Origin of the sequence: Chitinibacter fontanus (genome assembly GCF_013423785.1) — a bacterium.
In the GTDB taxonomy this organism is placed as follows: domain Bacteria; phylum Pseudomonadota; class Gammaproteobacteria; order Burkholderiales; family Chitinibacteraceae; genus Chitinibacter; species Chitinibacter fontanus.
Genome location: NZ_CP058952.1, coordinates 3,442,980 through 3,463,978 on the forward strand (window position 1 = coordinate 3,442,980; position 20,999 = coordinate 3,463,978).

14 protein-coding genes are annotated in these 20,999 nt (G+C 48.3%); 6 read left to right on the forward strand and 8 right to left on the reverse strand.

Translation table 11 applies throughout. The annotated features are described in order from the left end of the window. Window position 1 precedes the first annotated feature (1 nt). From kdsA to HZU75_RS16380, 4 genes are all read left to right on the forward strand, one after another. Window positions 2–841, forward strand: coding sequence for a 3-deoxy-8-phosphooctulonate synthase (gene kdsA, locus HZU75_RS16365; RefSeq protein WP_180307040.1), 840 nt, complete (start codon window positions 2–4; stop codon window positions 839–841). 107 nt (window positions 842–948) lie between these two features. After that, complete coding sequence (gene eno, locus HZU75_RS16370) at window positions 949–2,244, forward strand: phosphopyruvate hydratase (RefSeq protein ID WP_179357562.1); 1,296 nt, start codon at window positions 949–951, stop codon at window positions 2,242–2,244. Window positions 2,245–2,375: 131 nt separating this feature from the next. Continuing rightward, window positions 2,376–2,705 (forward strand): cell division protein FtsB, encoded by a 330-nt coding sequence (gene ftsB / locus HZU75_RS16375; protein WP_180307041.1) that lies wholly within the window; start codon window positions 2,376–2,378, stop codon window positions 2,703–2,705. A 97-nt stretch (window positions 2,706–2,802) separates the two neighbouring features. Then, the gene (locus HZU75_RS16380) at window positions 2,803–4,269 is read left to right on the forward strand and encodes an aminotransferase-like domain-containing protein (protein WP_180307042.1); all 1,467 of its coding nucleotides are present in this window, start codon (window positions 2,803–2,805) and stop codon (window positions 4,267–4,269) included. 135 nt (window positions 4,270–4,404) lie between these two features. Here HZU75_RS16380 and HZU75_RS16385 read toward each other — a convergent pair whose 3' ends face one another. From HZU75_RS16385 to HZU75_RS16395, 3 genes are all read right to left on the reverse strand, one after another. Continuing rightward, a complete protein-coding gene (locus HZU75_RS16385; protein ID WP_180307043.1) occupies window positions 4,405–4,707 on the reverse strand; it encodes a DUF2917 domain-containing protein in 303 nt (100 codons plus the stop codon). Between the two features lie 188 nt (window positions 4,708–4,895). After that, window positions 4,896–6,821, reverse strand: coding sequence for a bifunctional tRNA (5-methylaminomethyl-2-thiouridine)(34)-methyltransferase MnmC2/FAD-dependent 5-carboxymethylaminomethyl-2-thiouridine(34) oxidoreductase MnmC1 (mnmC, locus tag HZU75_RS16390; protein ID WP_180307044.1), 1,926 nt, complete (start codon window positions 6,819–6,821; stop codon window positions 4,896–4,898). 10 nt (window positions 6,822–6,831) lie between these two features. Continuing rightward, window positions 6,832–8,061, reverse strand: coding sequence for an MFS transporter (locus HZU75_RS16395; protein WP_180307045.1), 1,230 nt, complete (start codon window positions 8,059–8,061; stop codon window positions 6,832–6,834). Window positions 8,062–8,238: 177 nt separating this feature from the next. Here HZU75_RS16395 and HZU75_RS16400 point away from each other — a divergent pair, with 177 nt between their 5' ends. Next, a complete protein-coding gene (locus tag HZU75_RS16400; protein WP_180307046.1) occupies window positions 8,239–8,541 on the forward strand; it encodes an HU family DNA-binding protein in 303 nt (100 codons plus the stop codon). Window positions 8,542–8,594: 53 nt separating this feature from the next. Here HZU75_RS16400 and HZU75_RS16405 read toward each other — a convergent pair whose 3' ends face one another. From HZU75_RS16405 to HZU75_RS16420, 4 genes are all read right to left on the reverse strand, one after another. Further along, entirely contained in the window at window positions 8,595–9,767 is a 1,173-nt protein-coding gene (locus HZU75_RS16405; RefSeq protein WP_180307047.1) for an HD-GYP domain-containing protein, read from the reverse strand. A gap of 169 nt (window positions 9,768–9,936) precedes the next feature. Beyond that, window positions 9,937–11,451, reverse strand: a complete 1,515-nt coding sequence (gene lysS / locus HZU75_RS16410; RefSeq protein WP_180307048.1) for a lysine--tRNA ligase — start codon at window positions 11,449–11,451, stop codon at window positions 9,937–9,939. Window positions 11,452–11,525: 74 nt separating this feature from the next. Further along, entirely contained in the window at window positions 11,526–12,629 is a 1,104-nt protein-coding gene (gene prfB / locus HZU75_RS16415) for a peptide chain release factor 2 (protein ID WP_180307049.1), read from the reverse strand. Window positions 12,630–12,705: 76 nt separating this feature from the next. Beyond that, window positions 12,706–17,430, reverse strand: coding sequence for an NAD-glutamate dehydrogenase (locus HZU75_RS16420; RefSeq protein WP_180307050.1), 4,725 nt, complete (start codon window positions 17,428–17,430; stop codon window positions 12,706–12,708). Window positions 17,431–17,626: 196 nt separating this feature from the next. Between HZU75_RS16420 and HZU75_RS16425 the strand changes: the two genes are divergently transcribed. Continuing rightward, the gene (locus tag HZU75_RS16425; protein ID WP_180307051.1) at window positions 17,627–19,792 is read left to right on the forward strand and encodes a DUF1631 family protein; all 2,166 of its coding nucleotides are present in this window, start codon (window positions 17,627–17,629) and stop codon (window positions 19,790–19,792) included. Window positions 19,793–19,838: 46 nt separating this feature from the next. Here HZU75_RS16425 and HZU75_RS16430 read toward each other — a convergent pair whose 3' ends face one another. Further along, a complete protein-coding gene (locus HZU75_RS16430) occupies window positions 19,839–20,978 on the reverse strand; it encodes a response regulator (protein ID WP_180307052.1) in 1,140 nt (379 codons plus the stop codon). Between the last annotated feature and the right edge of the window lie 21 nt (window positions 20,979–20,999).

Sequence of the window (20,999 nt, forward strand, 5' to 3'; positions counted from 1 at the left end):
TATGAAACTGTGTGGCTTTGAGGTTGGCATTGATCAGCCATTTTTCCTGATTGCTGGACCATGCGTGATCGAGAGCGAGCAAATGGCCCTCGATACTGCGGGCCAATTGAAGGAAATTTGCGCGGAACTCAATATCCCGTTTATTTATAAATCTAGTTTTGACAAAGCCAATCGCTCTTCAGGCAAATCATTTCGCGGCCTAGGCATCGATGAAGGTTTGCGCATTTTATCTGAAGTACAAAAGCAGATTGGTGTTCCTGTGCTGACCGATGTGCACACCGAAGCCGAGGCGCCAATTGTGGCTTCTGTAGTCGATGTGTTGCAAACCCCGGCGTTTTTGGCGCGGCAAACGGATTTCATTCATGCCGTGTGCGCAACTGGCAAACCAGTGAATATCAAGAAAGGCCAATTTATGGCCCCTTGGGATATGAAACACGTGGTAGCCAAAGGCAAAGAAGCCAATGGTGGTTTGGATAATCTGATGGTGTGCGATCGCGGCACCTCATTTGGCTATAACACGCTGGTGAGTGATATGCGTGGTCTAATGACGATGCGCGAAACTGGTTGCCCGGTGGTGTTTGACGCCACTCATTCAGTACAGCAACCTGGCGGCCAGGGCGATCGTTCAGGTGGTCAGCGCGAAATGGTGCCTGTCTTGGCGCGCGCTGCCGTTGCTTCTGGCATTGCTGGTTTGTTCATGGAAACGCATCCAAATCCATGTGAAGCGCTTTCCGATGGCCCAAATTCAATGCCATTGGGTCGGATCAAAGAATTACTGATTACGCTCAAGGACATTGACCGTGTCGTTAAGGCACACTCCTTCATTGAGCATTCTTTGTAATAAAGTTTCAGTATTTGGCAATTAATAAAGTAATTTTTTGACTGCCAATGTCATATTTTTTGTATATAGTCCTTTCTGTCTTCAAACCAACTTAAGGTGTAACGCCCATGAGCGCAATTGTTGAAGTTATTGCACGTGAAATTTTGGATTCTCGCGGCAACCCGACTGTAGAAGCTGATGTTTTGTTGGAGTCTGGTGTAATGGGCCGTGCGGCTGTGCCATCTGGCGCGTCGACTGGCGAACGTGAAGCCTTGGAACTGCGTGACGGCGATAAAGCCCGTTACTTGGGTAAAGGTGTACTGAAAGCCGTTGAAAACATCAATACCGAAATCTGTGAAGCGATTATCGGTCTTGACGCAGCTGACCAAGCCTTCATCGACCAAACCATGCTGGATTTGGACGGTACTGAAGATAAAGCACGCATGGGCGCTAACGCGATCTTGGCTGTTTCTATGGCCGTAGCTAAAGCTGCCGCCGAAGAAGCTGGCTTGCCACTGTACCGTTACGTAGGTGGTTCAGGCCCGATGGCATTGCCAGTACCAATGATGAACGTGGTAAACGGTGGTGAGCATGCATCAAACAGCTTGGACTTCCAAGAGTTGATGATTGTGCCAGTTGGCGCACCAACATTCCGTGAAGCATTGCGTTACGGCGCTGAAGTGTTCCACAACCTGAAAAAAATCTTGCACGACAAAGGCATGCCAACTCAAGTGGGCGACGAAGGTGGTTTCGCACCTGACGTAGCTGGCCCAGAAGAAGCGCTGGACATGATTATGGCTGCAATTGAAAAAGCGGGTTACAAAGCGGGCACTGATTTCCGCATCGCTTTGGATTGCGCCGCTTCTGAATACTACGATAAAGCCACTGGTAACTATGTATTCAAAAAATCGGGCGGTCGTACTTTCACTTCAATCGAAATGGTTGATTACCTCGAAAGCCTCGTGAACAAATACCCAATCATCTCAATTGAAGATGGTATGGGCGAGCGTGACTGGGATGGTTGGAAAGTATTGACTGATCGTTTGGGTAAACGTGTTCAGTTGGTTGGTGATGACTTGTTTGTAACTAACACCAAAATCTTGGCTGAAGGTATCAAAAAAGGTATTTGTAACTCAATCTTGATCAAAGTTAACCAAATCGGTTCATTGACTGAGACTTTGGCTGCCGTAGAGTTGGCTAAACGTAGCGGTTACACTTCAGTAATGAGCCACCGCTCAGGTGAAACTGAAGATGCAACGATTGCTGACTTGGCTGTCGCTACCAACTGCATGCAAATCAAAACCGGTTCATTGAGCCGTTCTGATCGTATCGCTAAATACAACCAAATCTTGCGCATCGAAGAAGAATTGGGTGATGCCGCAGTTTACCCAGGTATCGGCGCTTTTTATCAGCTGAAAGGCTAATTGAGCGTTGTTATCTAGTAGCAACCGCAGACCTCGTTTCGACGATGTCTGCAAGCTATAGTAAGATCAAAACCGGAGCTGCGTGCTCCGGTTTTTTACATCAATGTTTTTGATTGGATTTTGGCATTTCAATGCGAATTTTAGCGCTCGTTTTTGCTGTTTTGATTATTGCTCTGCAATGGCCGCTCTGGATAGGCAAAGGCAGCTGGATGCGCGTATGGCAGCTCGATAGTCAATTAACGCAACGCCAAATTGAAAATGACAAGCTCAAAGAGCGCAACGCAGCACTCGATGCCGAGGTCAATGACCTTAAAAATGGCACTGAAGCCATTGAAGAGCGTGCGCGTAATGAATTAGGCATGATTCGTGGCGACGAGGTCTTCTTTCAGGTGCTCGACCGCAACGGGCTGAAGAAACCTGGCAGTATCGATAGCAGTGATACTCAAGCAAATAAGAAATAAAAACTGTACCGGTACATTTTTAGCAATACTGCGCCCTAATTGCATCTGTCATGGATGGATGACTTCGGTTATAGTACTTCTACCTTAGGAGTTCATTATGACCGAGTTGCTGCAGGCCCCACCTCAACGCAAAACCCTCTATATCCAATTGGCCGAGGAGATGGCGCAAGCCATTGAAACTGGTGTTCTGCGCGTTGGCGAAAAAATGCCATCAATTCGCAAGCTATCTGGCCAGCGGCAGCTTAGCCTATCCACGGTGATGGAGGCGTATCGTGAACTTGAAGATCGCGGTCTGATCGAAGCACGGCCTCAATCTGGCTTCTACGTTCGCCAGAAACTGAGTATGGCGATCCCCGAAATAACCGCACCGCCCAAAAACCCATCGCATGTCTTTATTGATCCACTATTGACCCCATCGGCACTCTGGCGAATTAATAAAGAAATCCGTGTTGATTTGGGCATGGCCATTTTGTCGCCTAAATTATTTCCAAATCAGCAAATTCAGCGACTGTTGTCGCAACTGGGTCGGCAAGAGCCTGACTTGATTGCCGAATATGGTGAGTCACAGGGCGATATTGAGTTACGTCGCCAGATTTCGCGGCGTTCATTGTTGTGGGGGGGGCAAGTCGAAGCCGATGAAGTGATCATCACGCAAGGCGGCATTGAAGCGCTCAATTTGTGTCTGCGTGCGGTTACTAAGCCCGGTGATGTCGTGGCTATTGAATCACCAGCATACTTTGGCTTATTGCAGATTTTGGAAAGTTTTGAGCTTAAAGCGCTTGAGATTCCCACCCATGCCAAAACGGGTATTTCTATTGAAGCCCTTGAGCTGGCAACGCGTAATGGTGAAGTCAAGGCGTGTGTTGTGCTACCCAATTTTGCCAATCCATTGGGTAGCTTAATGCCTGATGAGAACAAGCAACGCATGGTGCAACTGCTCGAAGAGCGCAATATCCCGCTGATCGAAGACGATATTTATGGCGAATTTTGCTATAGCGGCGATCGGCCAACGCCTGCGAAAGCATTTGATAAGACTGGCAATGTAATGCTGATTTCATCATTTACCAAGATTGTGGCGCCCGGCTTTCGTATAGGATGGGTAGTTGCCGGCAAATGGCAAAAAAAGATTGAGCAACTCAAATTTATTAATACGTATTCAACACCGGTATTGCTGCAAAGGACAATCGCAAAATTTTTGGAAACTGGTGGATATGATCACCATTTGCGCCGCCTGCGGAAGAGCTGTGCCGAACAAGTGCAAAATGCCGTCGATGCCATTCAACGCCACTTTCCCGCAGATACCCGGTTAAATATGCCGCAAGGTGGTTATGTGCTCTGGGTGGAACTCAATCGCAATATTGATACGATTTTGTTGCTACAAGAAGCATTAATCGAAGGGATAAGCTTTACCCCTGGCGCGCTATTTTCACCAAGCCAAAGTTACCGTAACTGTTTGCGTATTTGCTGTGTCGAGACTTGGACCACAAAACATGAAAAAGCGATTGCTCGCTTGGGAGAGCTGGCTAGAGCCCAATTACAGCAGGGTGTTAATGTTACAGCCTAGGCTGGAGCATTCAACCGTGTTCGTATTCATATACAAAAGCCGATCAACATTTTGATCGGCTTTTGTATTGTAATCAGCAACTCAATACAACTCTGCAAAACTGCGGCAGGGTTGTGAGCAGGCTACTGCGTAGAACTAGACTGTTTTGATTTCTGGCTTGCGTACCAATTGATGGATTAACTCATGCACCTGCTGTTGCACTGCACTAAACAAGCTAGTTGCGCGGTATTGCTCATCTTTAATTGCCAACCGGCTTTGCGTTAGGGCCTCGATGACAACAGTATGATCGCTAAGTACTTGCCAGCTTTGGCCACGCTCAAGCACCACATCATGGCCATCATCACTCAACCAAATCATGCCGTGCTCACATTCGATCCATTGCGCTTGATGTCCAACTAACGTGGATAAGCTGGCTTTCGGTAATTGAATGGTTTGCATGATATTCTCCTCGGTCATCTTGAATGATACTGCGATGAAAGAAGAATACGCCTAACAAATCTAGCTTGTTAGGCGCAAAACTGTATTGGCTTTTGGAGTACAGCCTTGGCAAAAAACGCAACTGTAATGCTGTTTTTTATACGATTCTGTTTTACAAACAATGACAGCTAGTGCAGCTTTATTGTTTGCTAGTTCAATCCCTTGCGCAGCTGGCGCAATTCAAAGCGGGCTGGGTCCAGTGCATTAAGCAGTGTGCGCTCGATCGGCAATGGCTCATTATTGATTGAGCAAGCGATAATTTCAGCGGCCAAGGCATGCCAAGTCATGCCACGTGACCCTAAGCCAAGTATTGCATACAGCCCCGCTTGTCGTGGCATTTGATACAGTTGATGTATGGCTCCGCGCTCTGCAGGATCGGTTAGGGGCTCATGCACAGCTCCGATCAGGGGTAGGCGATCAAGCGAATTTGGCCGAGCACAAATTCGGGTGTTAGTCCCTTTGGCACTCACCACAGGCAAATCAGGCAAGATGCTTGTGAGCGCGTTTAAATTGGCCTTACATGCTTGCTCAGTCATATTTGCGTCGTAGGGAGCTGCGCCAACGCTGCGCCAGCCGTTCCATTCTGCCGTCAGATAACTACCACCAGAGCAACTACCCACGTTGGCTGGAATAGTAGAGGATGGAATCTGAGTGACTGCTCGCCAACTCTGGCTTAGTGGTAAATCAAGCGCTGGCAACAAATCTACAGCTGCAGTTGCATTGGCAACAATCAATACTGGAGCCTGCGCAATTAGGTAGCCCTCATCAGACAAAGCATGCCAATATCCGTCCGAAAAACTGAGCTTGTCTACCCGGGTATTTAGCTTAAGATCAATATTTGATTGCCTTTGGGCTATATACGCCTTGCAAAGGCTTGGTGGATTAAGCCATGTCGCCTCTGGAAACCACCAGCCACCACGACTAGGCCTGCTGCCAATTTTGATGCTGGCCTGCTCTGGGCTGAGAAACTCAACTAGATCCGGTGGAAAACCTAGGCTAGATATAGTTTCGCGCATCAAAGCTTCATGCTCGGCATCTTTTGCGAGCTGAAATTGCCCATCAAAACCAAAGTGGACATCACACCCTGTTGCACAAAGTGCCAATAACTTTTGGCGTGTCATAGCAAAGCCCGCCCGCGAAAGCCGTGCCAAAGCGTTATCGTCCTTACTTAAGGCTGGATGGCATAAGCCAACATGATTTCCTGATGCCAGTTGCGCCACATCAGGCTCAGCTTCGCAAAGCGTCACTTGCCAGCCGCGCGAGGCCAAGCTGGCCGCTGTAGAGCAACCTGCAACTCCTGCGCCAACCACAATTGCATGCCGAACTGCGGCCAGCTGCACAGGCTCTGGTCGAATCAGCCGGGGTGGCTTGGGTAGCCTCGCGCATTGTCCGATCAACATTTGCCGTTTACTGGCAAAACCTTCCACTTTCTGCACCGTAAACCCAGCTTCAATCAAGCCACGGCGAACTGAGCCTGCAACTGTGTACGTCGCTAGCGTGGTGTCTATTTGACATAGGCGCCACAATGCTTTGAAAACAGGTGCTCGCCACATGTCCGGATTTTTGCTAGGCGCAAAACCATCCAAAAAAATGGCATCCACTTTGGCAACCACTTCGTGAAGCATTGCTAGCGCATCACCAAAGAGCAGCGTTAGACTCACGCGCCCTTGATCAAGCCAAATTCGGTGAAACCCCAGTGTGAGATGCGGCCAATGCTGCAGCAATTGTTCTGATAACTCGGCAAATTCTGGATATTGCTGGTGCAATTGTTGCATATCTGCACGCGAGAAGGGGTGTTGCTCTACAGATAGAAAATGCAAACGTTCACTGCGAAGCGGATCATCGCGCCAGGCCTGCCAGGTGGTCAGGAAACTTAGACCTTGCCCAAAGCCAGTTTCTAAAATACTAAAGCACGATTTGTTCTGCCAACGTGCGGGTAGCTGATTGCCAGCCAAAAAGACAGCTTCAACTTGTGCCTTGGCACCATGGGCAGAGTGATAAATATCATTATATTGACTGGAAAACGGGGTAAGCCCATCGCTGGCAAATTCCAGTACCGCGGGTGTAATGGCCATTATCAAATCTTTAAGCGGTTGTTGCTGGGTGAGCCCCAGGCAAAAAAGCACGGCGGGCACAAACGGCAGCTATGCCGCAAATCAGCGAGATTAAGACAAAACTGCGATTGCCCCACTGAGCATAAGCCCATTTTAACAGTTCAATGCCAAGTGCAAAAATCACCATATTGAGCATGCCGAGCGCTGCGGCTACTGTGCCTTTGCTCTGCGCGCTGGCAAAGAGGGTGAGTCGATATAAAGCAGCGTTAATCATGCCAATACCAATTGCAGCCAGCCCCATGCTGATGACTAGCCACAACCATTGTTGCGGCGCATGTAGTAAATATTGTGCTGCAAGTAAGCCTAGCAAGAGCGGATAGGTGCCTAAGCGAATCAAGGTATGGATCGGTATGTGAGTTACAAGCTTGGCCAAGACTAAGTTGCCAATAATTAACCCAGCAAACACGGGAATCTGCCACAAGCCATAGTCCAGCGTGGATAAGCCCGCATTCTGCATTAAAATCACCGGGGCCAAGGCAATCCACCCCAGTAGAGGCACGCTGTTCAAGCCAAGGGCAAGCCCGCCATAGACAAAACGCTGGTTACGGAACACCTTGCCGTAGTCTTGCCATAAAGTCATCAGGCGCAATGGAGTTCGATCCATCGGCGCAGTTTCTGGCATTTGATGCCACAGGCCCAGCAAAGAAACGGCTGATACCAGCGCAACAATTATAAATATCCACCTCCAGTCAGCCACTTGCAATACGGCAGCCCCAGCAACAGGCCCGATTAATGGTGCAATTAGCGCAACATTTGCCATCATCGCCATAACGCGGATAGCCATCTTTTCGGTAAAGCTCTCCTGTATTGCCGCATAACCCACGGCACCAATGAAACACAGGCCGATACCCTGCAAAAATCTAAAAAATAAGAACCCCCAGAAATGATGCGCCCACAAAATACCGATGCAGCTAAAAGTGAAAAAAATGGCACCAAATAACATTACCGGGCGACGGCCGATTCGATCAGAGAGCGGGCCAAGCAACCATTGCAGGCTAGCACCACCCAGTAAGCACACGGTCATTGCGCTGGGAATAAGTGTCGGGCTAGCACCAAATTCACGTACCACAGCAGGCATGCCGGGTAAAATCATGTCGTTTGAAATGTAGGTGGCAAATTCAAATAAAACCAAAGCTAGCGGAAAGAGTAGGGTGGACCAAGTTAGGTGTGTGATTGGTGTGTAGGAGGTGTGCTGCGGCATGAAGTGCTCAATCAAGCAAAACGCTATTTTCCCAGCAATTGGCAGTCGGTGCTTGGTAAAAATTACAATTGCATACATCTAAGCCGGCTACAGACCCAAATGGGGGTAAACTTCTCGCCCAAGGCTCGCCCGCTGCGGCATAATGACTTGTATTACTTCACTTCGATAGAGCATAACATGACCAAAACAGAACTAATCGCTATCGTGCACAATCTAGCCAGTATTGAGCATCCTGAATTGAGCAAAAAATCGGTGACCGCTTTGCTAGATACGCTATCGGAAGTAATAACGGCCACCGTTTCCGGTGGTGGTGATATCACGCTGCCGAATGTGGGCAAAATTGCACTGAAGTCTCGTGATGCACGAGTTGGCCGCAACCCTAGAACTGGCGAATCGGTGCAAATTCCTGCTAAGAAAGTCTTGAAGTTTACGCCAGCCAAAGCTTTAAAAGATGCGGTAGCGAGTCAAGTCAACGAGTAAAATCGACAACAAAAGCCAGTTTAACGACTGGCTTTTTGCTGATTAAGCATGGCTTAATGTTGTTGCTGCTGGATTAACTGTTTAACCACCGCATTGAAATGCCCAACCCAGAATCGATCAAATAAATTTTCACTCGCATTGATTTCAGATACCGCTCGCAGCATTGATCGCCGTAAATAGCGATCGCCACGCTCATGGGTCATAGATTCAAAGGCATCAATGATTGCCAATAGCTTTGCGCCCGTGCAAATTGCCGGGTCTATCAGCCCAAGCGGATATCCAGAGCCATCAATCCGCTCGTGATGCTGATGAATCATTTCAACCGCTGACTCCCAGCCAGGCATACGCTCCAATAAACTAGCCCCCAGATCAGGATGCTCACGCAGTACACGGATCTCTAGCTCCGTGAGTTTGCCTTGTTTATTCCACAACTTATCTGGCAAAAAAGCCATGCCAATATCATGCAAAACAACGGCTACATCGAGTTGAAGTGGGTCTATGGCCTCACCTGCATGCAAATTGGTTTGGCGCGCCAGCCACAAGTTACGCTCAGTGCGGCCATCCCAATGATGACTGCGGTGCTCCAGCAACTGAGCCAACTGTCGAAACAATGGCCAATCATCATGCGGGATGATTGCAATTGGTGAGGGTGCCGGGGTTGATGTGCTTGATGACGTGGGGGCGGCAAAGGTTTCCAGTAAATAATCATCTAAATCAATAATGATTTCTTGAATGTAATTATTCGCCACTTTATGGCCGCTAATCATTTCGATCATATTGATAGTTTTTTGTACCAAATCGGCCTGCGCGCTGCCGGGGAGTTCTGCCATAGCGCCGCATATTTCATCTAGGTGCAGAGCCTCCGAGTCGCCATCCTGCTGTACATCTTCCAGCACGAGCTGTAAGCGATCAATGCAAAGCAAAATCATTTCGCCAATGAGCTGAATGTATTCCACTTTGCGTGCCCGAATCTCGCTGGCTAAATCTTCTAAAGGCTGCAAATAGCTAACGATACTGGAGAGCTGACAGGTAATAGCATTGTGTTTGAGCTGGTTTAGCTCTTTGAATAGTGCCTGTATTTGTACAATATCGCTCGGCGTGCGATTAAGCTGCGCAATATGCCGCTCCATGTCCGAAATAATATCGACCAAGCTATCGCAAAAATCGCGCAGCGCAGTAATGCCATTGGCGGAAAGGTCGTGGCGTAAATTGTCTTGAAAGAGCATGTTGCGTACGGTGGGCTTAGTGACTTATTAACAATAGCTGTTTTTCGCTCCGCCACACAAAAACATCTGATTACACGCTGGGCTTGAGATAAAAAAATAGCCGACAACTGTCGGCTATTTGTGGGTATATGCCTAACATACATATTCGGCAATACTTTGAGGGATATACTTAGTCTTCACGACGCATTTGTGGGAACAAGATCACATCGCGAATGCTTGGCGCATCGGTTAGTAGCATTACCAGACGGTCAATGCCGATCCCGCAACCACCGGTTGGTGCCATGCCGTGTTCCAGTGCGCGGATGTAATCGGCGTCAAAATGCATTGCTTCATCGTCTCCGGCTTCTTTCAGGTCAACCTGCGCTTGGAATCGTGCTGCTTGATCTTCCGGATCGTTCAACTCGGAATAACCATTTGCATGTTCACGGCCAACGATAAACAACTCGAAACGCTCAGTAATGCCGGCTTGCGTGTCTGATGCGCGCGCCAATGGCGATACTTCGGCTGGGTAGTCGACGATAAAGGTTGGCTCCCACAATTTTCCTTCGGTGTTTTCTTCAAACAGGCTCAATTGCAAGCCGCCAATGCCGTCGGTGAGGACTGGCTTGCCGCCCAAACGCGCGATTTCAGCTTTCAGGAAGGCGCGGTCGTTCAATTGTTCGTCGGTGTATTCTGGGTTGTAGTGCTTGATTGCACCGGCAATCGTGAAGCGCGCGAATGGCTTAGACAGATCAACCGTTTTGCCTTGATAAGTGATTACTGCGTGGCCGGTGGCTTCAATCGCACAAGCCCGGATAATGCCTTCTGACATATCCATCATGCGCTGGTAATCAGCGTACGCTTCGTAGAATTCGATCATCGTGAATTCTGGGTTGTGGCGCGTACTCATGCCTTCGTTACGGAAAGAGCGGTTGATCTCAAATACGCGCTCCAGGCCGCCAACGACCAAGCGTTTCAGATACAGCTCAGGCGCGATCCGCAAATACAGTGGCATATCGAGTGCATTGTGATGCGTCACGAATGGTTTGGCCGTCGCGCCGCCGGGGATGCTGTGCATCATTGGTGTTTCAACTTCGAGGTAACGCTGCTCGACCATGTATTCACGCAAACGCTGCACGATTTTCGAGCGTTTTACAAAGGTATTGCGCGATTGCTCATTGGTGATCAAATCAATGTAACGCTGACGATATTTGGTTTCTTGGTCGGTCAGGCCATGGAATTTCTCTGGCAATGGGCGGAGCGATTTGGTCAGCAAACGCAATTCAGAAACATGCACTGACAATTCGCCAGTTTTGGTTTTCATTAGCGTGCCGCGTGCCGCTACGATATCGCCCATGTCCCAGGTTTTGAAATCGGCATATACATCTTCGCCAACAGCTTGGCCGCTGATATAGAACTGAATGCGACCAGATACGTCTTGAATCGTGATAAAGCTCGCTTTGCCCATCACGCGTTTCAGCATAATGCGGCCAGCAACTGAGACTTCTACTTTTTGCGCTTCAAGCGGTTCTTTTTCGAGCTCGCCATATTGTGCTGCCAAATCGGCAGCTAAATGCTCGCGCTTAAAATCGTTCGGGAAAGCAATGCCGCGTTCGCGAATCGCTGCGAGCTTGGCGCGGCGTTCAGCGATAATCTGGTTCTCATCCTGAGCAATGATTTGTTCTTCTGAAGATGGGTTTGACATGAGGTATTTGCCTGCAAGTTAATATTATATGGATTTGCGGCAGATACACTTGCATGTATCTGCCGCAATTAAACTTAAACGCCTTGTTTCAGGCTCGCTTCAATAAAGCCATCAAGGTCGCCATCCATCACGCCTTTGATATTGCCCACCTCGTAACTAGTACGCAGGTCTTTAATGCGGCTTTGATCGAATACATATGAGCGAATCTGGTGGCCCCAGCCAATATCGGACTTGGTGGCTTCCAGCGATTGCTGCGCTTCCATGCGTTTACGCAATTCCAGCTCATACAATTTCGCGCGCAGCATTTTCCATGCTTCGTCGCGGTTTTTGTGCTGTGAGCGATCGTTCTGGCATTGTACGACGGTGTTGGTCGGAATATGCGTCAAACGAACGGCTGAATCGGTTTTATTAATGTGCTGACCACCCGCGCCCGATGCGCGATAAGTGTCGGTACGTACATCAGCCGGATTGATTTCAATCTCGAAACTATCGTCAACTTCGGGGTAGACAAATACCGAAGCAAACGAAGTATGGCGGCGGTTGTTCGAGTCGTAGGGTGAGCAGCGAACCAGACGGTGAACGCCGGTTTCGGTGCGCAAGAAGCCATAGGCATAATCGCCAGTCAGCTTAATCGTGGCTTGACTGATGCCGACGATATCACCGTCCGATTGCTCCATAATCTCAACGCCAAAGCCTTTGCGCTCGCCGTAACGTACGTACATCCGCAGCAACATGCCAGCCCAATCTTGTGCTTCTGTGCCACCCGCACCAGACTGGATGTCGATAAAGCACGGCATCGGGTCCATCGGGTTGCTAAACATTCGGCGGAACTCAAGCTTGGCAATTTCAGCCTCAAGCTCGGCATAATCTGCGGCAATGACTTCGACGGTGCCGAAATCATCTTCCATTTTTGCCATTTCAAACAGTTCAAGTGCATCGGCAACGCCGCCAGTAACGCGATCGAGTACCAGCACGATGTCCTCGAGCGATTTACGCTCGCGGCCAACTTCTTGGGCCTTTTTAGGATCGTTCCAAGTTTCTGGCGCTTCTGATAGGCGCACCACTTCTTCCAACCGGTCTACTTTGGTTGGGTAATCTAAATAGCGTTTAAGCTCATCGGCGCGCGCGCCAAGTTCTTTAAGCTGATTTTCAATCTGATTTAGCTGTTCGCTTTCCATGCGATGTTCCGCGTCCGCTGGTGCAAAACCGCCAATTATATCAGCCTAATGCCTGTTTTTGTGAGCAATTTCCAGCTCAAGCTGCGCATAAGCGTTGCCTTAGCTCGCGAACAGCGGCTGAAATCATGGCCAGATCGGGCGTACAGCTACGTAATTCTGCGAACATTGCCAAAATACGCTCAATTGTCAGTCGATTGCTATCTAGCCAAACCTGTAGGCACTGCTCATTTTGTCCTTGCTGCCATACTTGTTGCGTTAGCAAAGTTTGAAATGCAGCCAAGTCATCCCGCACAGCCATCCGCGCCAAAGTTTGCCAGCGATTAGCTCTCGGCAATTGCTCGATGGCACCATGCAGCCAAGTTAGTTGTAGCTGCTCGGCCAAGGCTAAGTGCAGCTTCAAGCGATCGGCCAATTGACCAGTGTCGTTACCATAGCGAGCCATTTCCAGTAGTGGTTGAATCTCTTGCAGCAGTAATACTTTCATTGCCAAATCAGCAGGAACACCCACATTGAGCAGTAGAGATTTTTGTTCTTGGTGACGCGGGCTAGCCGCCAACCACTCAGGCGCAAGTGGCAGCGTTAATGCTGCACTGGTGTGCAAGTGATCGCTCTCGGCCGCATTGAGCGGATGCATCAACAGCCAGCGCGCCACACGCTCGGTGTAGCGACGAATTTGCAGCAATAACTCAATTTGCACCTCAGCTGGTGCCCGTGCATCCAAGGCCTCAACCTCCTGCGCTAGTGACTCTGAATTTAATAACTGTTCAGCGATGTAGAACGCCTCAACTACACAACTGGCACTGCATTCGGTTTCCTCTTGCAAACGATAAACGGCACTAAGCCCAAATCGATTAACGATGTGATTAGTAAGAATCGTTGCAATGATTTCACGCCGCAGGGGGTGTGATGCAATTGCAGTGGGAAAGCGTGCGCTGAGCAAACTTGGAAAGTATTCGACGAGCACGCCATCCCAGTGTGGATTGTCGATCAGCGATTCAGCTAGTAGATCCTGATTCAATACGATTTTGGCATAGGCCAGCAGAACAGCTAACTCAGGACGATACAAGCCCAAGCCTGCCGCCTGACGCTCAGCTAAAGCACTATCATCTGGCAAATATTCAATACGACGAGATAATTTTCCAGCCTTTTCTAGGTGCGACATCAGTCGAGTGTGAACACTCAATAAAGAGTGCGCCTGCTGATGCTCAAGTGAAATCGCCAGAGTCTGCAGCTCATTGTCTCGTAAAACTTGTAAGCCAACATCTTCCGTCATACTCACCAGAATTTCATTGCGCTGTTTGAGGGTTAAATCACCAGAGGCAATTAATTTTCCAAGCAAAATCTTGATATTCACCTCATGATCAGAGCAATCCACACCGGCAGAGTTATCAATTGCATCCGTGTAAATTCGCCCACCTTGCGCTGCGTATTCCACTCGACCGAGCTGGGTAAACCCCAAATTGCCACCTTCGGCCACCACGCGACAGCGCAAATCTCGACCATCAATACGGACAGCATCATTGCCGCGATCATTAGCCTCAGCATGACTTTGTGAGCTAGCTTTTACATAGGTGCCAATTCCTCCGTTGTACAGCAAATCAACCGGAGCTTTCAAAATTGCCTGGATCAGTACACTCGGCTCTAGCTGATCAGCCTCGACCCCAAGCATGCCTTTTATTTCAGTCGATAAAGCAATTGTTTTTGCGCTTCGTGGCCATACGCCACCACCTTTAGAAATGAGTGCTGGGTTGTAGTCGGCCCATGATGAACGAGGCAGGACAAATAAGCGATTACGTTCAGCAAAGCTAATGGCTAAGTCAGGCGCAGGATCGATAAAAATATGGCGATGATCGAATGCCGCAACCAGTTTTGCGCAAGGTGATCGCAACAGACCATTGCCAAATACATCGCCCGACATATCTCCAATACCGACCACGCTGAATGGCTCTTTGCGGGTATCCAAGCCAAGCTCCCGGAACGAACGCTCCACAGAAACCCATGCCCCGCGAGCAGTTATACCCATTTTCTTGTGGTCATAACCCACTGAACCGCCGCTTGCAAATGCATCATCTAGCCAAAAACCATATTCCTGAGCAATTTGATTGGCTATATCTGAAAACGTGGCTGTGCCTTTGTCTGCAGCCACGACCAGATATGGATCATCACCATCACGACGCCGTACATTAGTTGGAGGGATAATTTGCCCATCACGTAAATTATCTGTGAGATCCAATAGCCCACCAATAAATGTTTGATAACAGCGCGTGCCTGCCGCCAGCAAAGCATCTCTATCCAAAGGAGGGTTTTTAACAATAAAGCCACCTTTAGACCCAACAGGTACAATGACCGTGTTTTTAACCATTTGCGCTTTTACCAGCCCCAGCACTTCGGTGCGAAAATCCTCGCGCCGATCAGACCAACGCAGACCACCGCGAGCGACTTTACCCCCACGCAAATGCACCCCTTCAAGCTGAGGTGAATATACGAATATTTCACACATAGGTACTGGCTGCGGCATGAAACTCAGTTGGGGCGAGGCAATTTTAAGCGCCAGATAGGGTTTGCTTAGACCCGCATGCTGCTGAAAAAAATTTGTGCGCAAAGTAGCGCGGACTGATTGCACAAAGCCAGTCAATATTCGTTCTTCATCAATATTGGGCAGTACTTTTGCCGCTTGCTCGATCTCTTCGAGGACGATCTCGGCAACCCCTTCCTGCGATTCATCGGGGTGATGCAGCATAGAAAACGCATTAACTAATTGCTTGCTATAGCTTGGATATTTCAAAAGGCAGTCCGCAATCGTTTCAACACCATACTTGAAAGCAACCTGCTTTAAAAACCGTGCGTAGGCACGCAGGATCAATACTTCACGCCAAGCCAAGCCGGCGAGCAATGTAAGGCGATTGAAGCTATCGTTCTCTGCCTGGCCATTAAAGAGTGCAATAAAACTATCCATCATTCGTTGTCGCTCTGTTGGCGATTCAAGCGATGCCCCGGGGGGCAGACGAATACCGATATCCATGATTGATAGGGGCTCGTGATCTGAAGTCACAACGGGATAGGGGCGCTCATCCAGAACCCTTAGGCCTAAATTTTCCAGCAAAGGCAGGCAGTCAGATAATTCAATTGCATGCTGGCGATATAATTTGAAACGCCATATAGTGGGATCCAATGAATTGGCAGCACTGAGCGAGACCGCAAAGTGTTCACGCTGGCTTTGTTCCAACGCATCAATATCATGCACCGCGATACGCGGCGAAAAATCCGCACAATATGCCGCACTAAAGCCACTTTGATATTTTTGATATAGCCGCGCGCCTTTTTCCTCTCCGTGAATATGAATTAATTCTCTTTTGAGGCCATCGGTCCAGCGTTGAGCCAAATTGGCAATCTCTTGCTCTATCAAACTGGCATCATAAGCACCACGTACACCAACCGGGCGACGAATTAGGTAGTGAAGACGTGCTAGCGGAGCCTCACCAAGCAGCACGGTATATTCAGCACTGGTGCCAGCCAATTTCTCAAGCAGCAGCGTTTCGATTTTGATGCGGACTTCGGTACTGTAGTTATCCCGCGGCACGAAAACCATTACAGATACATATCGTTGGTATATGTCGTCACGGAAAAAGACACGAACTCTCGATCGCTCATGCAATGAAACAATGCCCAAGGCGATTCGGGTTAGCTCAGGAACCTCGATTTCGATTAATTCATCTCGTGGATAAGTTTCTAACGTATTAAGCAGGGCTTTCCCGCGATAGCCAGATAGGTCAGCCCCACTATTTTGAACAACATGCTCGATTTTTTGTCGCAGAATTGGAATTTGCCGCGGCGGGGTAGAGTAAGCGCTGGCGGAGTACAGGCCTACGATTCTAGTCTCCCCAAGCAATTGCCCTGTTTGATCCAGCGTCCTTACTAAAATTGTATCTAGATAAGCAGGGCGGTGAATAATCGAGCGTCGATCGGATTTGGTTAGCATGACCACGCGATTATTCGCGTAGGCGATGTCACGTTGCTCTTGACTCAGGCTAGACCAAATGCGCGACACCACATCACTTCCACCATGATCTCGCAATACCCCAAGGCCACTGCCAGCTTGCAATAGCAGCTCGCCCGCAACGAATTTGTACTTCCTGAGCCCAAGAAATACGAAATGCCCATCTAACAGCCATTCTAAATAAGCCGCAGCTTCTTTGACATTCGAAGTTGAGTCGGCTAATTCCCCCGATCGCAACTCTTGCAAAGTCTGCTCAACTCCGCCGAGCATTTTGCTCCAATCTGCCACCGACGCTGCAATCGCGCTTAATGCTTGTTCAATTTGTTGCTGCAAGGTAGTCAAAAGCGCGGGGTCACTAATCCGATTGAGCTCAAAGTGCATCCACGATTCTTTGGTAGCACCGACTTGCAACTGGCTAACGGTACCATTGGCATCTCTTGATAGAGGTATTACAGGATGTATTACCGCCAAAGCATTGTACTTCAATGCGTTAAGCGCCATACCTACCGAGTCCACTAGAAATGGCATATCCTCATGCACGATTTCTATCACCGTATGTGCGCATTGCCAACCGTGCTCTGCTTGGCTCGGATTGTAGATTCTGAGTAATGCTTCACCCTCGGGACGGCACTGGCCAAAACGCCAATGGGCTAATAATGCGCCTCCCCAATCTTCAATTGGACGCTCCTGCCACTCATCTATCGGCATATCACCGAAGTACATTTCAGCGATCTGTTGGCTATTACTTAAGCCATGTTGCTCCAACCAAGCAACCAGCTTTGACAAATGCTGCAAATTACTCATGACATTAACCTTTGAGAAGGATGTATTTGCACTCTAGTTCTTGCCGCGCAAATTCTCTACTAGGATTAAAACCTAGTAGATTTGGCATTCATTGCGCGAAATAGCTGTTCGCCGACGCTAATCAGTGACTAACGGTCAAGCTTTGTATATTATTATTTGCTAATATATGGCAATAGTACCCAAAGTAGGTGATGTCATGACACACGCACTCCCCAGTGAAAACACACACAAGCCCAGCGCTAGGGTTAGGCTCGACCCCACCCTAGCCGCTTGCAGGGATTTGGCCGTTAAGATGCTCACCGAATCGCTTGAACAATTCTTTACCAAGCTGGAAGAAACCTATTTCGAGCTAGCTGATAAATCTTTCGACAGCAAACTGCGTAATGATTATTTTGCGGCCAGAATCGAGACGCACAATAAACGTGACTTGTTAGGCCAGAATTTCCGCGCATATCTGAATGCTGCTTTTGAGAAAAGCCTGAAAACCGACTCAGACCAAAAATTTTATTATGTAAACGCTGATCCCGATCAATTGAGCCTGGTTGCGAATGATGAGTACGAAGAAAGTCTTACCACGGATCGAGTTGTTAACAGTATTAAAAGCAAAGGCGGGGAAGAATTAAATCAACTTGAAATGCGTTTTGCTCGCCTGTTGTCTGCACAAGACGATGAAGCAGAACTCAATCCAATGTCCCCAGAAGCAATTTGTGAGGCATTTTTGCAAGCCTGCAAGCAACTGGAAACGGGTGTTGATGCACGGCTGGTCGCAATGCAGACATTTGAACGTGAACTCTCCAGTCAGGTTGCCAAAGTCTATCATCAAGTCAATCAGTATCTGATTACTCAAAATGTGCAGCCTTTGCAGCGAAATGCCCGCACAGTAAAAGGTAGCAACAACTCTTCAGCCGCAAGCAATAACGAGCACATCGCCACAGACAAAACTCAAGCTGGGGTTTCCACAAGAGCTAGTGATTTAGCCAATCATTTTGCAAAGCTATCGCAATCTCAAGCACCAGACGTTCAAGCAGATGAGGAATACTCATCGAACGGTTGGTTGCCTTTTTTGGATTTGCTGCAGCGAAAAGCGCCACCGTCAGCCGCGCTGTCCGATGAAGCAGGGCAACCGCTTACGCACAACCTACTAGGTATGTTGCGCGATACAGGCTGGGCGAAACAACTGCCTCAGCTTGATGCAATGACACTAGAGCTAGTTGCAATGCTGTTTGATCACATCTTTGAGGATGCTCGATTATCCCCATCGATGAAAAGTTTGATTGGCCGGCTACAAATACCGGTATTAAAAGTTGGCATGCTGGATGCAGAGTTTTTCTCTAAGAAAAACCATCCTGCTCGGCAATTTCTTGACGAGCTAGCCAACACGTCAATTGAGAATGAAGCTCTAGATCTTGGTACACCAAGATATGAAGCCTTGGCGCTGATCGTAAATGATGTTCTGAAACAATACGATAGAGACATCAATGTATTTATTACTGCACTGGAGCAATTAAGACAGCTCAATATTCAATACGAAGAGCAAGCGGCAGCGGTGTTAGCTGAGGAAGTCGATGAACTTGCAACGCGAGAGCTAGAAGAACTTGCGCACGTAACAGCGGAGCATTTTATTTTGCAACGCCTAACGGCATATCAAGCAATCCCGGCAACGATCACCACATTCTTAAAAGGGCAATGGCAGCCTGCATTGACACGCGCGTATGGCTTGCAAGGAGAAAACGAGCCCGAATTCATTCGGCGCGTTCAAGCCATGGATGATTTGCTGTGGAGCATTCAACCGAAAACTAGCGCTGACGAGCGCTTTAAAATGGTAAATATGCTACCTAATATGCTCAAAACTATCGAAGATGGTTTGAACAGCATTTCAATTAGTAAGGCTGATTCGCAAATATTTTTCTCCGAACTTGTACAGTGCCATGCAGCAGCAATCCGCAACGGTATCAAACCTGCGCCCCCCCTCAATACTACGCCTGAAGCTGCACCATTAATACTGGAGCAAACTCACCCAGAAATGCAGCAAAGCGCTCCCGACATCAATGAAGAATTGGAGCTCGATTATCATTTTGATCAAGAAGAAGAGCAGCAAGAGGCTGCGCCAACTTCGATCCTGCCAGAAAAAGGGGAATGGGTTGAGTGGCTTGATGATGAGAGCAGGGTTGTGCGCCTGAGATTGTCTTGGGTCAGCCCTCAACAAACTCGCTACCTATTTACCAATAGAGACACTAAAGGTCTAGCCTTCCTAAAAGCAGAAGTCGAAGAGGTCATACGTTCAGGCCGCATGACAAGACTAGCACTGGAAGGCTCATTAACTGATCGGGCGATCCGCAATTTGATGCAGGATCTTGCGTAAAAATACGGCAAAGGGTCGCGATTAACTAATCGCAACCCCGAGAGTGTTAAACCGAATCAATAGCTTTTTTCAGATCATGAATTGCGGTGCTGAGCTGATCCTGAAAATGGGCTTCCGCTAGCAATGCACTTGATACATCCTCCAGCCCATCATGAATAATCGACATCAACGATGCCTCTTGGCGCTCAGTCAGCTGCAAACCAACTAAAGCTTCTTCTACCCGCATCATTACATTAGTTAAAATGATCGATGCAGAAGCTCGGCCTGTGCGCTGTAGGTCATCAATATTTGCCATTGTTGTTGTCAACGCCTTGATGGTTTCTTCAATCGCAGTGCCTCGATTCTGCGATTGGCTTGAGGTAATAATGGCCTCCAGCCGTACTTCGGCAGCTTCGATCATCATAGCCAAATGATCACGCAAACGCCCGCAGCGCTCAGGATCATCAATCGGCATATTGCTAATTAAGGTACGCACATGCGGGTAACTAATCGACATACGGGTTTTAAACTGAGTAATGCGATCCATAGACGCCATATGCCGCACAATTGAAGCTTCCAGCTCACTTGCAGGGCCATGCTTGCCTACCAAAATACTTTCGCCATTCGGTAGCAACAACTCAACAATGCAATCAACCTCAAACATAGCCTGACCATGCACGATGGCATCGGCCAGCTCCCGCGCAGTTTTACAAAAATTGAATTTCTTAAGCCCCTCAAGCAGCACGCCGGTTTCACTCATGCTTGTCATTGCCAGCATGGCGGTATTGGTGGCGTATTGACTTTGGCTTTTTAATTGTTGCCGCTCCTCGACTAAACGCAGCACGTTGGCTACTTTAGCCTCAAGTACTCGCGGGTTGATCGGTTTGGCCATATAGTCCTCACCACCAACCTCAAACCCCTGCAGACGATCCTCAATACGATCCAGTGCTGATAAAAACAAAACGGGAATTTCCGCCAGATCAAAGTCTTCTTTTAATTGGCGACATAATTCATAACCATCCATTTCTGGCATCTGGACATCGGCGATAATCAGTTTCGGGTGATGAAGTTGGGCCTGCTCCAAACCTAATCGCCCAGACTCTGCCGTAATGATCTTGCACGTATCAAATAATGCATCATGCAAAAAATCGAGCATAAATAAATCATCGTCAACAATTAATACCAGTGGTTTTTCTTCGTTGCTCATACGATTAGATCCTAAAAAATG

Coding starts and splice junctions, on each gene's coding strand:
- ftsB (WP_180307041.1), top strand. CDS start 2,376: ATGCGAATTTTAGCGCTCGTTTTTGCTGTTTTGATTATTGCTCTGCAA.
- eno (WP_179357562.1), top strand. CDS start 949: ATGAGCGCAATTGTTGAAGTTATTGCACGTGAAATTTTGGATTCTCGC.
- kdsA (WP_180307040.1), top strand. CDS start 2: ATGAAACTGTGTGGCTTTGAGGTTGGCATTGATCAGCCATTTTTCCTG.
- lysS (WP_180307048.1), bottom strand. CDS start 11,451: ATGTCAAACCCATCTTCAGAAGAACAAATCATTGCTCAGGATGAGAAC.
- HZU75_RS16430 (WP_180307052.1), bottom strand. CDS start 20,978: ATGAGCAACGAAGAAAAACCACTGGTATTAATTGTTGACGATGATTTA.
- HZU75_RS16395 (WP_180307045.1), bottom strand. CDS start 8,061: ATGCCGCAGCACACCTCCTACACACCAATCACACACCTAACTTGGTCC.
- HZU75_RS16385 (WP_180307043.1), bottom strand. CDS start 4,707: ATGCAAACCATTCAATTACCGAAAGCCAGCTTATCCACGTTAGTTGGA.
- HZU75_RS16380 (WP_180307042.1), top strand. CDS start 2,803: ATGACCGAGTTGCTGCAGGCCCCACCTCAACGCAAAACCCTCTATATC.
- prfB (WP_180307049.1), bottom strand. CDS start 12,629: ATGGAAAGCGAACAGCTAAATCAGATTGAAAATCAGCTTAAAGAACTT.
- mnmC (WP_180307044.1), bottom strand. CDS start 6,821: ATGGCCATTACACCCGCGGTACTGGAATTTGCCAGCGATGGGCTTACC.
- HZU75_RS16400 (WP_180307046.1), top strand. CDS start 8,239: ATGACCAAAACAGAACTAATCGCTATCGTGCACAATCTAGCCAGTATT.
- HZU75_RS16420 (WP_180307050.1), bottom strand. CDS start 17,430: ATGAGTAATTTGCAGCATTTGTCAAAGCTGGTTGCTTGGTTGGAGCAA.
- HZU75_RS16425 (WP_180307051.1), top strand. CDS start 17,627: ATGACACACGCACTCCCCAGTGAAAACACACACAAGCCCAGCGCTAGG.
- HZU75_RS16405 (WP_180307047.1), bottom strand. CDS start 9,767: ATGCTCTTTCAAGACAATTTACGCCACGACCTTTCCGCCAATGGCATT.